Origin of the sequence: Roseofilum sp. Guam (assembly GCF_017746735.1) — a bacterium.
GTDB lineage: Bacteria > Cyanobacteriota > Cyanobacteriia > Cyanobacteriales > Desertifilaceae > Roseofilum > Roseofilum reptotaenium.
The window spans coordinates 1-13,878 of record NZ_JAGHZN010000080.1; the positions used below are offsets into that span (position 1 = coordinate 1).

The 13,878-nt window shown below is 44.9% G+C and carries 10 protein-coding genes and 1 pseudogene; 4 read left to right on the forward strand and 7 right to left on the reverse strand.

Features of this window, described 5'->3' with window-relative positions; translation table 11 throughout:
• The 5 genes and pseudogenes from J7529_RS22945 to J7529_RS22965 form a co-directional block, all read right to left on the reverse strand.
• Window positions 1-996 (reverse strand): annotated as a pseudogene (locus J7529_RS22945) (ISAs1 family transposase); the annotation flags it as partial.
• A gap of 25 nt (window positions 997-1,021) precedes the next feature.
• Window positions 1,022-2,623 (reverse strand): tetratricopeptide repeat protein, encoded by a 1,602-nt coding sequence (locus tag J7529_RS22950; RefSeq protein WP_318730907.1) that lies wholly within the window; start codon window positions 2,621-2,623, stop codon window positions 1,022-1,024.
• 120 nt (window positions 2,624-2,743) lie between these two features.
• Window positions 2,744-5,104 carry a DUF4157 domain-containing protein gene (locus tag J7529_RS22955; RefSeq protein ID WP_318730908.1) on the reverse strand — a complete coding sequence of 787 codons (2,361 nt, stop codon included), beginning with the start codon at window positions 5,102-5,104 and terminating at the stop codon, window positions 2,744-2,746.
• 92 nt (window positions 5,105-5,196) lie between these two features.
• Window positions 5,197-5,763, reverse strand: coding sequence for a hypothetical protein (locus J7529_RS22960; RefSeq protein ID WP_271940913.1), 567 nt, complete (start codon window positions 5,761-5,763; stop codon window positions 5,197-5,199).
• A gap of 53 nt (window positions 5,764-5,816) precedes the next feature.
• A complete protein-coding gene (locus J7529_RS22965) occupies window positions 5,817-6,932 on the reverse strand; it encodes a glycoside hydrolase family 10 protein (protein ID WP_318730909.1) in 1,116 nt (371 codons plus the stop codon).
• A gap of 213 nt (window positions 6,933-7,145) precedes the next feature.
• Between J7529_RS22965 and J7529_RS22970 the strand changes: the two genes are divergently transcribed.
• Complete coding sequence (locus tag J7529_RS22970; protein WP_318730910.1) at window positions 7,146-8,165, forward strand: YihY/virulence factor BrkB family protein; 1,020 nt, start codon at window positions 7,146-7,148, stop codon at window positions 8,163-8,165.
• Window positions 8,166-8,194: 29 nt separating this feature from the next.
• Entirely contained in the window at window positions 8,195-9,112 is a 918-nt protein-coding gene (locus J7529_RS22975) for a hypothetical protein (protein WP_318730911.1), read from the forward strand.
• A 7-nt stretch (window positions 9,113-9,119) separates the two neighbouring features.
• Here the strand turns inward: J7529_RS22975 and J7529_RS22980 are convergent, their stop codons facing one another.
• Window positions 9,120-10,553 (reverse strand): FAD-binding domain-containing protein, encoded by a 1,434-nt coding sequence (locus tag J7529_RS22980; RefSeq protein ID WP_318730912.1) that lies wholly within the window; start codon window positions 10,551-10,553, stop codon window positions 9,120-9,122.
• Window positions 10,554-10,666: 113 nt separating this feature from the next.
• On the opposite strand from J7529_RS22980, the gene J7529_RS22985 reads away from it, so the two are divergent.
• Together J7529_RS22985 and J7529_RS22990 are read left to right on the forward strand one after the other, a co-directional pair.
• A complete protein-coding gene (locus tag J7529_RS22985; RefSeq protein WP_318730913.1) occupies window positions 10,667-11,467 on the forward strand; it encodes a Uma2 family endonuclease in 801 nt (266 codons plus the stop codon).
• Window positions 11,468-11,682: 215 nt separating this feature from the next.
• On the forward strand, window positions 11,683-13,458 hold the full coding sequence (locus J7529_RS22990; protein ID WP_318730914.1) for a ShlB/FhaC/HecB family hemolysin secretion/activation protein: 1,776 nt from the start codon (window positions 11,683-11,685) through the stop codon (window positions 13,456-13,458).
• Between the two features lies 1 nt (window position 13,459).
• On the opposite strand, the gene J7529_RS22995 is transcribed toward J7529_RS22990, so the two are convergent.
• The coding region (locus tag J7529_RS22995) for a DUF4351 domain-containing protein (protein WP_318730915.1) at window positions 13,460-13,878 on the reverse strand (419 nt) is incomplete at its 5' end.

The window sequence follows — 13,878 nt, forward strand, 5'->3', positions numbered from 1 at the left end:
ACTGCGCTTGAGAGTCGTTTCTTGACGAAGAGCATTGAGTGCCCAACGTCTGAGAAGAGCAAAGTTTTGAGGACTATGACCGGAACGAATCCGACAAGCCTCTTCATAAAAGGTAACATCCAAAGTCCAATGAACTTGATTTTCAATGCCCCAATGTTGGCGGATAACTTGGCCTAAAAACTGAGCATCGGCAGGCAAAGAAGAGAGGTAAAATTGGACTTCGTGAGTCGTGTTATGCCAGAGATGACGAGTTCTTTCCACCGCAACGATGGTTTGCCGTCCCATCCATTGTTCCGATTGATAGAGAGACTCAAACTCAGTTACTGGAATTGCCCAAACTTTTCTTTTTTCTCGGCGGTGGTGTCCGGCTTCCACTCGTTGGTCGTAGTCAATATATCCCGATTGACTGGGGTGGGCTTTGAGAGAATTAAACTTCTGTTCAACTTCCGTGTAAAGAGTAGGATGATTCTTTTTTAACGACAGAACATAATCAGCTTTTTTCTCTTGGAGCTTCCGGACCATTTCAGTCTGAGTTCCCATGGCATCAATGGTGACAATCGCTCCCGTAATATCTAATAACTCTAGGAGAGTGGGAATTGCCGTGATTTCATTCGATTTATCGTCAACCGGAATTTGCCCTAAAATTAGTTGTTTTTGACTGGCCCAAGCGGTCACTAAATTTAAGGTTTTGATTCCCTTCTGGCGATCATAAGAACCTCGCAAAATTTGGCCATCTATGGGAACCACTTCTCCGACCAAAGAACCAAGAAGAGGTTGAAGCCATTGCTGTAATGCTCGCTCCAATTCTGACGGATTAATTCTCTCAAATACTCGTCGAAAAGTATCATCAGACGGAATCCCATTAGGTAAGTCTAAGAACTCACTCAACCACCCCAATTTGCTCAGACCATAATTCTCAATATCTTCCCAGCCTTCCGCACCAGAAATAATGGCTAAAATGGAAATTACGATTATATCTTTTAACTTATGTTTTTGAGGCTGAGTCCAGATGGTGCAATTTTTACACTTTCTTCAAGTCTTTGCCTTCTATCTGTTGTTTTAATTCTTGTGCTGCTGTAAATTCTGGATGCAGTGCCAAGGCTTTATCGAGTACCTCTAATGCCCTATTCCACTGTTGCAGTTTGCAGTAACATTGGGCTTGATTATGATACATCCCTGGATCTTCACCGTAGAAGCAGAGGGAGTATTGGAGAAAGGAGATCGCCCGCTCGTAGGCTCCTATTTTATACAGCAACATGGCGCAATGGAAGGGTAAGTCTTCCGGTTCGCCAATAAAATAGTAGGTTTCCCAGATCTGGTGAATGGCACGGGTTAGCTCTTGGAGTAAGATCTCCGAGGCGCTTTCAACTTTTCGCATGAGAGTATCAAAGCAGCCGAAAAAGAGCTTACTGTCCCAATGACTGAAGCGCAAATAAGTCAGGATTTGCTCTAGAGTGAGGACATTAAAATGGGGTGCGATCGCCTTTTTGAGGATAAAAAAGTCATCGGGACTCGATTCTTCGATCGCCGTTTGATAGGCATGGGACGTTTCGAGAAAACACTCGATCTCTGGTGCAAATAGAAACGCACCAATCACAATACTGCGGGATTTATGATGGGGAAGCAGAGCCATACCCCCTTCGTATTCCGTATATCTGGCGATCGCCGGATAGTTCACCATCAACGAAAAGCAACCTTGATGAAAGGAGAGTTTCGGTCTGGGTCGTTTCTGCAACTCTTGTTCGCTACCGTAGCCTTTATCACCAGAGAGCAGAAGTAGGCGATCTCCCGTCAGTTTCCGCAAGTTCTCTATCCCCTTCAAACCCACAGAGGGAAATAAGAGCGTGGTATCCCCTAAATAAGTTTGGTAATCCTGTAAAATTTGGTTAAACACCGGATTCTCGTAATAGCGATCGGCATCAATTTCTGCATCTTCGTAAGTAATATCCAGATTTTCCAGTAAAGGAGTATCCTTCAGATCTCGATTCGCTTCAGGTGCAGTAACCGTTAGCAATGTTTCGTACAGTTTCCCCTCTCGGATGGAGAATAGATCTTGAGGAATGCTATCAAAGAAATAATTCGCAACAACAATCAGAGGATTTTTCAGCGTTTCTGAAGACAAAACCTCTCCAGAATGCCGTAGGCTAACTGTTACATCTCCTTCAATATCAAATCGGGCAAAATCGAGCAATCCTTTTTTGGTAAATGCCTGTAATGAAGGGTGAGTATCCCAGAACTCTAGGTTTGGCTCGGCTAAATCCGTCATAATATATTTGACTGGAATTGCGCGCAGTGCCGAGTTGAAATGGGACGTAAAAAATTGCTTCAGAAAGTGATAGGCAAATCGACCCGATCCAGACCCTAACTCTACAATATAGACCGGTTGACTAAAGTCAATTTGATCTTGGGGATGTTGCACGCAGTCACGCAGGAAACTCATGACCACTTTTCCATAAGCATTAGCGATAAAGGGGTTGCTCGTGACATAGTGGGGCACTTTTCCTGTATTCCATGCTTTCACCCCCTCTTGGTTAAAAAACTCGCGTTGAAACCGCCACAGCAAGGATTGAGAGAAGCGCTGATGAGTTTCTAAAATCCTAGATTTAGCACGGTTAGGTTGCATGAACTCATTCACGGTCAAAATAACTATTTTCTGCAACGAAAAGGCAAGGGTATATTAGTCTTAATTCAAAATACTAATGACCCTTACCCATACGATCCAATTTACAAAGTCCCCCTTCAATTACTCCAGATCGTTTTTATTAGGAGGCATGGGAGCAAATTGAGGTAGAGGAGGGGGAAGAGGAGCTTTATCATTACCATTATTCTCATTTCCAGGCAGAGGTGCCATAGGTGCAAATCCACCTCCTCCCATTACTGGAGCTTCTAACTGGTTCGGTTTCTTCTTCTCTGTTGGCTTGTATACTCGGAGAGTTTGATGCAGGTTACCATACCTTCCGGTGGCACCATGTTTCTCGTGAAACGATTGACCCTCTTCCGTACCATAAAGCTCAAATGTCCAACCCTCTTTTATGGAGTGTTCGTCTCCCTCAGATGCTGCCTCTAAAGTTAATCTATCATTACCATCTTGTGCCACAACTCCTCCCCAGTGATAAGGAAAGATGTGGCCCTTACCTAGATTTTTATGTTTGTGGTGTACGTCAAAATCTGTTGCTCTTTGCCCAGATATAATAACGTAGCCTTCTCCTACATCAGGGAGAGCATACTTACCGAGACCGTACTGCTTATTGAATTCGTCTTGATCATCTAGCCCGAAATAGGCATCATCAGCCGAGATGTTGTTTTTATTCCTCTTCTGCCATTTTTTCAGCCTCTTATTATAATCAGCCATCTCCTGTACGTTCGTTTCGTCCAAAGGTTTATCTGGGGGCATCAGACGCCTGACGAGCGTTTTAGCCTCTTCCTGATTCGGTGGATGTGTTTTGAACCATTCCGTAAGCAAATCAAAATTGATCTGGGTAAGCATATCGCTCGGCATCTCATTCTTGAATTTCTTTATCCTTGTGCCCAAGTCATATCGTATTTCTCTCTCTAGTTGAGATCCCATTACAGCACCAGAGGATTTGCGGCAATCTTTCCATAGGTCGAGTACAGGCTTGACTAGCTGCTGCCCATCAAGCTCTACATGACGTATTTCTTGTTGCTTAGGAATCGGAGCTTGAGGAATCGGAGCTTGAGGAAGAGGAGCTACATCTGAGCCATCTTGATTAAGAATCGGCGGAGCTTGAGGAAGAGGAGCTTGAGGAAGAGGAGCTACATCTGAGCCATCTTGATTAGGAATCGGAGCTGGAGCTGGAGCTGGAGCACGCCGTTGCCCTTGCCGTTGGCGTTGCTGTTGCTCTTTCATCTTGCGTTCTTCCTCGGGTGAAGGTACTGGGTTCCCCAAGTTCTGTTGCTGGGCGCGATAGTGTACGTTCTCCTTACTTTGAGCCTCTTCTCGTGGGTTCCATACGGGTTTTAGCTTGTAAAGATCGGGTAGCTCTTGATTGTAGGCTGTATTTAAATGATTTTGCTTAGAGAATACACTTCCTTGTTTGAGCATAACAAAAGATCCGCCAGCCTCTAGTTGTTCATTAGAAGATTCGATTATCTTTTCAGTAGCCCAAGCCTCTCTATCGTTGCTCCCCTTAACGACAATCGCCCCATTCTGACTTCCAAGATACCCCTGTAATGCTGTGAATGCAGTTCGTTTTGCACTATCGGGATCTACGTCATTTTTGGGTGCTGGTTCGAGTCCGTTAAGCCGGGATGTAAAATCAGCATAACGTTGCACAATTGGAGAGCTTGAGCTTCCGACACGAGTCTGGAGTTTCTCAGGCGACTGGGAACGTTTTGCTGGTTTGCGTTGAGCTGTTTGTGGCTTTGCTCCTCCTTGCTGCATAACATGGGTTAATTCATGGGCAATTAACTCCTGTCCTCCCTGACTGCCTGGGTTGTATGCTCCACTCTTAAAAAATACATCTTGCCCGGTGGTGAAGGCTTTGGCTTGAATGGTCTGATTTAACGTATTGGACTGAGTATCGGTATGGACTCTGACTCCACTAAAGTCTGCCCCCATCACGGGTTCTACCTGAGACCTGAAGTTAGGGGGTAAGGGTTGTCCTCCTCCTCTTGCTCTCTGAAGTTTCGATTCAAATGCGGGTGAAGCGGCTCCACTGACGATTCCTGAGCCGTCTCTTTGAATGCTGGGTCCGTTCCAGAAATTCACGACTTGCCGTTGCAGGCTCTGACGAGGGCGTTGAGTTTGGCCAATTGAACGCACGACTTGGCGAGCTACATTATCGGCTTGGTGTTCTTGGGAGTCTTGGGGGTCGCCAATTTCTAATTTGGCTTGTATGGCTAAAGGGGTCTTAGGTTGAGTGTCTTGGGTGGTTTCTTCTTGCCCTTGCTGCTGGTCTCGCTCAATCATTCGTTTTAAAATATTGCCGCTACGCGCTAGCGGCGAATCTTTGCTTATGGCCATATTCTGATCCTCGCCGTTCTGTGACATGGAGTTAGATTTGGCTTGCAGAGCGCCCTTTTTCTTCTGAGTTTGAGAGGGGGCCATTGAACGTTTTCTGAGGCGCATTTGTCCGCGTGCCATGATTAACTCCTTGCTCTTATGAGTGCGATCGCTTAGTTTTTGTTATGTTAGATATCCCTATTTCCTAATTATAAGAAAGTTTAAAACTTCTTTCAAGACTTGCGGCGATTCAACAATAAAGTGAGGGCAAAACCGGTTAAACCTCCCACAATTAACCAGACACATCCTAAACCGATTACGTCACCAAGAAATAGACGAAATTGAAGCCGGAGGAGACCTCCAAGTGCCCAACCACAGGCTAGGGCGATCGCCCAATCAATGGTACTGGCAATAATCCAACGCCAGGCTTGGGGAACTTCGTGGGAAAGGAGTATATATTGGCCCACACCCAGAACAAACCCCACTTTAGCTCCTTCCCAAAGACCATAGAGCAAGCGCACAGAAATATCTAGGGTTCTAGGGGCGATCCAACCCATTGCCCCTAAGTCACTCCAGCCCATAATTCCCCAACAGAGAGCACTGATGACCATCCACCAGCGAGCCTGTTTGAAGTGGGGTAGAACCACGATCAATTGCATCAGGCCAACGATCGCGCCGCCAATGAATCCTTCTGCGATTCCCAGATCTGGTCGTTCGCCAACTTCAATCAGCAACAGACTCAGTAGAAATCCGATGAAGGTATTGATTGTCCATTGAATTCCAAAACCCGATCCAATCATGGGGGAATTATAGCGCTTTGCGGTAGGGAATAGGGAACAGGAAATGGGGGAGATTACTCAGTTTTGGCAATAATCTCCTGGAGTCCTCGACGGCGAACTTGGGGAGATTCTGGGGCAATATATCCCCACAAACTTTCCCAATAAAAGAATGAAAAGCCATCCAAAGCGCGATCGCGAACTGCATTGACTTGTTGTTCTATTAAATTTAAGGGGATAGGTGTTCTCACTGTTCCAGTAGAAATACCGATCGCCACTGGAATCTTTTGCTGTAACTTCGGAATTACCGGATCGGGTAAATCTCGCAGAAAACTGTCCATCCCACTCCGATACACTTGGATCACCAACTCATCAATTAAACCCGCCTCGACCCAAGTTTGCCAATCTTGTAGATAATTGCGATACGCAAATGCGCGGGGATTAGGCGATAGGGACACAATACAATCGGGCTTAATTTCTTTAACCCGGTCATGAATCCGCTTAACCACGTCAGTCAGTTTATTGGCTCTCCAACGCATCCATGCCTCATTTTGATAATTTTCTGGCGGAATCTCTCCGTTATGTTCCTGTTGATAAAGCCACAGGGTAAAAGGATCGTATCCTAATTCCACCGGTAAACTAAAATGGTCATCAAGTTGAATACCATCCACATCATAACGGGTCACGACTTCTACAATCAGATCGATCAACAATTGCTGGACTTCTGGATGCAGAGGATTAAGCCAATCTAAACCATATTTACCATGGTAATTCAAAGCTTGCCCATCCCGACTTTGGGCTAACCAACTGGGATGGCGTTTCGCCAACAAAGAATTTTTGGGAGCCATAAACCCATACTCAAACCAGGGAATTACTCGCATTCCCTGCTCATGACCCAGAGTAATGATTTCTTCTAGGGTATCCTGACGAAAACGGATGGTATTGAGCAATACATCTTGCTGGCGACCAATCGTTTCTTTGGCCGTATCGCTGGGGTAAAACGTTACGCCTCGGTTCCAGGCCACCGGATAAATCGTGTTAAAATTGAGTTGGGATAGTTGGGCGATCGCCCGATCGATGCCCCAAGGACTATACAAAACGGCACTACTGACATTCGTTAACCAAACGCCTCGAATTTCATCGATCGCTTTTGGAGGGTTCGCCTGTATTGGTTTGACAGCTTGCAACCCCATAATCAAGACCGTGATGATTAGGGACAAGCTCACCCATTGCCATGGTCTTTTAAGTATTGCTCTCATTGTTGGAGTCTGTGCTGCATACCTCAGCCGTACTTTAACAAATTTCTACACTCGGCTCCCCTAAAATCAGGGCAATTAAAACACTAGCCGGATAGGGACAGATAAGCTTTTATAGTAGTGTACTCGAGTTCTTTCTGCGTCAGTCCTGTGAAACTCTACGCAATCTGGAGATTACTCAAAGAAACCTTTGTGCAATGGCGGCAAGACCGGGTTCCCATCCTGGCAGCAGCCCTAGCCTATTATATGGTGTTTTCTTTAGCTCCCACGCTGATTATTGCTGTCGCCGTAGCCAGCTTTGCGATCGGCAAAGAAGCCGCACAAGAACAACTGGCGATTCAACTGCAACAGTTTATTGGGTCAGAAGCCGCTCAATCTATTCAAACCTTGATTCGCGAACGCTATCAACCCCAGTCGGGTCTGATGGCGACTGTCGTGGCGATCGCTACTTTGTTTTTTGGCGCAACTACGGTCTTTGCTCAACTCAAAGTCGCCCTCAATATTATTTGGGGCGTTACCCCCAAACCTGAACGCGGCTTCTTGAATTTTCTCATGGCTAGAGTTCTATCCGTTTTAATGATCATCGCGATCGGGTTTCTCCTGCTCGTCTCCCTCGTCTTTAGTTCCGTTCTAGCTGGCGTGAGTGAATGGCTGGATCAATGGATGGATACCCCCGCTAATGTTTGGCGATCGACTGAACTTTTTGTTTCTTTTATTGTTGTTACTCTTCTGTTTGGAGCCATTTATAAAATCTTGCCCGATGCCAAAGTTTCTTGGGCCGATGTTTGGGTGGGTTCTACCCTAACCTCTATCCTCTTTACCTTAGGGAAATGGGGAATTAGTTTATACTTGGGACACAGTAGCGTCAAATCCTTTTATGGAGCTGCTGGCTCATTTGTGGTTTTACTATTATGGATCTTTTTTACTGCGCAAATCTTACTCATTGGTGCAGAATTTACTCAAGTTTGGGCGAACCGCTATGGCACAACGATTCGTCCTCGTCGTCATGCTATCCATACTGGTGAAGGATCTTGGAGTCATTCCAAAACGTTCCACTCACCGTCTGAACCCTTAGAGCAACAACGGAAAAAACGCAAGAGAATTGTTCAACTGAAAAAATTTATCCGTCGAGTTGAAAACTCTCTGCATCATCAGGACGATCAAGTATAATCTATTTCCATCATTCAACGTCTGCATCTATGAATACTCTAACCTCTTCTCTGGAATACAACCGCCTGCAAATGCTATCTTTTGTGGAGCATTTGGAAATCCAATATCCTCAGGCTTCTCCCTATAAGATAGCCAATGAATTGCGTCGCTATACCCGCAAATCTTATACAAGTTCTCTATTCCGTTGGGCAATTTTGTCAGATGTTGAATATATTGATAATCGCTTAGATACCACCATATCATTATGCGCTCAGAATACAGATCTTGCCCATTTTATTGCTTCTTTGTCCGATCAAATTCAACTTCCGGGTTTGGGCAGTTGGTTCAATTTTACGACCGCTTGGACCGCTAAACATAGTTCTTGGAGTGGCGATTTAGCCCAAGCCGTTCTTGATTTTCGCTCCAGAAAATTCCCAACCATTTATAAGGCTTTAGAAGCGGATGCATCTGAACTCGACCTAGTCGCTAATGTGGCTGCATTTCGCGTTGGATATATGGTTAATAAACGGACCGATCCGGGAATTCCTGGATTCCGTAAACCTCGCTATGGACTCAAGATTTCAGAAGCTATTTTAGCCTACGATCGCGGAGTTTACAGTGGTCAAGTGCGAGAGTTTATCATTGAAGGACTGAATGGTAAAATTGAGAAGAATAAAATTGTGAATCCGGGGGAAGTGGAAGCAAAAATCCGTAAATCGATTGTGGAATTTTTGGCGTTTATGCAGTTATATCAATTGGGAGTCAAAATTAAAAATCTGTCTAAGGTGAAGGAAAATTACCGCACGCTTTCTCATATGACTCACCACGATATTACACCAGAGCAAGAAGCTAGTGAAGATGATGTCCGCATAGCGACTCTTTATTTCTTCAATTATTTAGTTCAGCAAGGAAAGCTAGATCCGGTACAGATGTATTTTATGCACGATCTTTGGAATACTGGGATCTAGCCGCTATTTAAAATTTTTCTTTCACTTGTTGATAACGTTGTTTAAATTCCCGTTGTTGTTGATTGTGGTTGACAATGGGTAAGGGATAATTGCAAGCTTGACGGACTAAAGGGGTAATATTCCCCGTTACTAAATCTTTGGTTTGAACTGACTTTAGTTCCGGTAACCATTGGCGGATATACTGGGCTTCTGGATCGAACTTTTGTGCTTGAGTGGCAGGATTAAAAATTCGTAAGGGTTTGGCATCCATACCACTGGAGGCACTCCATTGCCATCCCCCGTTATTGGCGGCTAAATCTCCATCGATGAGATGCTGCATAAAATACTGTTCTCCCCATTGCCAATTAATGATTAAATCCTTGGTTAAAAAGCTGGCAACAATCATCCGACACCGGTTATGCATCCATCCAGTTGTGTTCAGTTGACGCATGGCGGCATCGACGATGGGATAGCCGGTTTTTCCTTCATACCAAGCTTGGAACTGTTGGGGGTTATTATCCCAAGGAAAGCATTTAAATGGCGATCGATACGGCCCATCAGCGAGTTCGGGAAAGTGGTAGAGTACATGCTGGTAAAATTCTCGCCAGGCTAGTTCTTGTTGCCAAGTTTGGATGTTTTTAAGGGTTCGATCGCTGGCAGCTTTGCCGATCGCCTCTTGAGTCGTTTGCCATATCCTGCGAATGCCGATCGCTCCCAATTTTAAGGCAGCACTGAGCTTCGATGTGCCGTCTATACTGGGAGTATTGCGTTGCTGCTCGTAGGTTTCCAGGGAGCGATCGGCAAATTCTTCCAATTGCCGTTGAGCCGCACGCTCTCCTGGTGTAATGAATAACTTCTCTGGCTCGGAATATCCCCAATCTTTCAAACTCGGAAAATCAATAACCTCCACCCGATCTAACGCTTTTTTCTGGGCTTGAGTTAACCCTTCTCCCGGTTGTAAATCGGAGACTGGATCGAGCTTTTTTTGTCCTTGCCAGTTCTTCCAAAATGGAGTATAAACCGTATAGGGATTTCCCGCTTGTGTGTGAATTGCTTCTGGAGCCACTAAAAGCTGATCCCAAACTGTTTTAACCTCAATTCCTCTTTCATTTAAGCCTTCAGTCACTCGGCGATCACGCAGTTGACTATAGGGTTCCACATCCCGATTCCAAACCACCGCGATCGCCCCTAAATCCCGAGCAACATCAGGAATCACCTGCTCCGGTTGACCTTGCAATAACAGAAATGGATGCTTAAGGTGTTGATAGTGCTGTTGTAACTCTTGTAAACAGCCTAAAAGATAATGTAGGCGGATTGGTGAAATATCATCCCTATGCAAAATCTGTGGATCGAAGCAAAAACAACCCACTAAAAGATTCGCTCTTGATTGGGCATAGCTTAACCCTAAATTATCCCTAACCCTTAAATCGCGTCGATGCCAAAATAGAACCAGATTCGACATAAAACTTTAATATTCTTGGGTTAGTATATCATGGTTTCAACCCTCTCTTCTTGGCATAAGTTCTAAGGTTTGCGCTACGGTAGAAGCGATCGACAAAACTGCACCTCTGAGCTATGACTTCTACAGAACGCTTTACCCCCTTACCCGATCGCACTCAAGGTCCTGCTGAGGATAACTCGATTTTGGAAGACTACTTCGATCTCCTCCCAGATCATACTCAACTGCCTTGTGAGGATGGCTCCTTCGTGAAAAATTTCCAAGAACTCCCCCAAAGCATCTTACTGACGGAATCCATTCGTCCAATTCTTGACCAACTTCATCCAGAACGTGATTATTGCATTGGTCAAGATAGTGGAATTTACTGGCACTTAACCCATCCTCCCGAAAAAGGAGCCGAATCTCCCGATTGGTTTTATGTAGCTAATGTACCTGCTACTCTAGATGGGCAAATGCGTCGCTCCTATGTTCTGTGGAAAGAATTGATTCACCCTCAAATTGCCTTAGAGTTCGTGTCCGGAAATGGTTCAGAAGAACGCGATCGGACTCCTCTTTTCGGTAAATTTTGGGTGTATGAACAAGTCATTAAGCCAGCCTATTATGGAATTTATGAAGTCACAAAGTCCAGTGTAGAAGTGTATCATTTAGTGAATGGAAGCTATCAATTACTCTCACCGAACTCACGCGGCCATTTTGTCATTCCGGAAATGGGTGTAGAATTGGGGATTTGGCAAGGGCGGTATCAAAATGTCGATCTACCCTGGTTGCGCTGGTGGGATAGAGAAGGAAATTTATTACCCACTGGAGAAGAGCAGGCACAGCAGGAACGCGAACGAGCGGAGGAAGCAGAGCGTCGAGCAACCCTTCTGGCGGCTAAACTCCAGGAATTAGGCATTGATCCCAATGACATTCAATAGACCTCTTGCATAAGTGGGCAGAATATGAATAGTGATGTAGTAATCCTCTATTCTTATGACTATTGTCTATTGCTATTCGTGCCTATTGCCTGATTTCTGCAAGAACCTAATCTATTAGGATTACTGCTAAATCGCCTGCAATCTACCGCAAACGTCAACCCCTATCTCATGAGGTCTGTAGTGTGAGGAGTGCCTTATTTATTTCCAGTCTATCTGTGAGTACCTTAGTGTTCCTGATGGCTCCGAGTTGGGCGAGTTCGCCCAGGACTCCTAATACATTGGAAATTGGATCTGACCCCATTTCCCCTGAGTTTGAATTTGTTCCTGAACCCCTAGAGGCGATCTCTGCTCCTGAATCGTTCTCTTGGCGTTTTTCCCCGATTGCTCCTCTAGACGATCCTACCTTGTGTGCTGCGATCTCTGCTCCTGAACAGATAGAGCTTTCTCCCCAATGTTCTCCCCTCTCGCAAAATACGGAGACTCCCCAAAGCACTCAACCCATTGAGGTAAAAGAAATTCGAGTAACGGGAAGCACGATTTTCACTCAGGAACAACTGAAGGAAATTGTTGCCAATTATGAGGGTAAGTCCCAAACCTTAGATCAACTTAGGAAGGCGGCCGATAAAATTACAGAACTCTACTTGAATGGGGGTTATATTAATAGTCGGGCAATTTTAGGCGATCAAGTGGTGGACAATGGCGTTATCGAAATTCAAGTTATTGAAGGCCGTTTAGAAGACATTGTTGTTGAAGGAGCAGGCCGTTTAAACCCAAATTATATTACCAGTCGGATTCGCAGAATGGCGGGAGTACCTTTAAATAGTGCTTCTTTGGAAAATCAATTAAGACTGCTCAAAACCGATCCTCTGTTTGAAAGTGTAGAAGCAAGTTTGCAACCTGGATCGGGTATTGGTCAGAGCAAATTGACGGTGCGGGTGAGCTTAAAAAAACCGCTAACCGTTAATTTATTTACAGATAACTATTCACCTGCAAGTGTGGGATCGGAGCGGATCGGGTTTCGAGTCGGATATCAAAATTTGAGTGGTTTAGGCGATCGCGCCACCATTGGTTATAACCGTACCACGAACAACGCCAAGACCAGTCGCTATGAGTTTGCCTACCGTATCCCCATCAATGCCATGGATGGATCGTTGAGTATTCAATTTCTACCCGATAATAATGAAATTAGTAATATTCAACTGCAAAATTTGGGAATTCGCGGCGAAACCCAACGCTATGAATTTGACTATCGCCAGCCGCTCATCCGCTCTCCCCGTCAAGAGTTCACCCTCTCTCTCGGATTGTCCCACCATCGCGGTCAAACGTTTTTAGGAAATGTTCCGTTTCGCTTCGGATCGGGGCCAGACAATCGCGGAAGAACCCGCAGTAGTGCCATTCGCTTTGGTCAGGAATACTTGCGTCGGGATGCGAACGGAATTTTGGGGGTGCGATCGCAATTTTATCTGGGAATTGATGCCTTTGGCGCAACCCTGAATCCCGGCTCAACTCCCGATAGCCGTTTTTTTAGTTGGCTCCTAAGTTTACAGCGCTTGCAACGGTTAGGAGACCATCATTTACTCACCATTCGAGGAGACCTACAACTGGCCACAACTAGCTTACTTCCTTCACGGCAATATGTGATTGGTGGCGGTCAATCTGTTCGAGGGTACCGACAAAATGCCCGTTCTGGAGATAATGGGTTTTTAATCTCCATCGAAGACCGGATTACCATACAACGAGATACCAAAGGTCAACCCACTCTAATGGTTGCTCCTTTTGTCGATCTTGGTCAAGTTTGGAATAGCCAAGGCAATCCTAATGTTTTAGCCTCTAAGAACTTTTTAATGGGTGTGGGAGTAGGATTACTCTGGGAAGTAGCTCCTGGATGGAATATCCGCTTAGATTATGGCTATCCCATTATCGATCTACCTGACAGAGGAAATAATGCCCAGGATGATGGGTTTTATTTTAGTGTTAATGTGGAACTTTAAATTAGAGACCTTTTAGCCAGTTCACTAAATCTTCGAGACCCTTGAAGTCTAAAATTTCTTCTCCTAGATCTTCTAAGTTTTCAATCGATAAGCTTTCAATTTGGCGGCTGATCTCGTCTGGAATTTCTCCAAAACGTTTTTTCAGTAAACGCATAATTAATCGTTTTCCTCCTTTTTCTTCTGCATAAGTGATTCTTCCTCTTTCATCTTGCAGCATCATCCCTCGCCGATCTACTATTTCAAATTCTTCGGGGGTCATATTCGCTTGACTGGCTAGATTTAATGCCAATTCTATCTCCGATACTTCCCCTAGATTTTCGGGGATTTCTTCCAATAATGCCGCTTCTTTGAGGAAATAAATCCATTTATCTGTTAAGGTCTGTAACTCCGACAAACTTTTATTAAATTTGGGAATCTCTA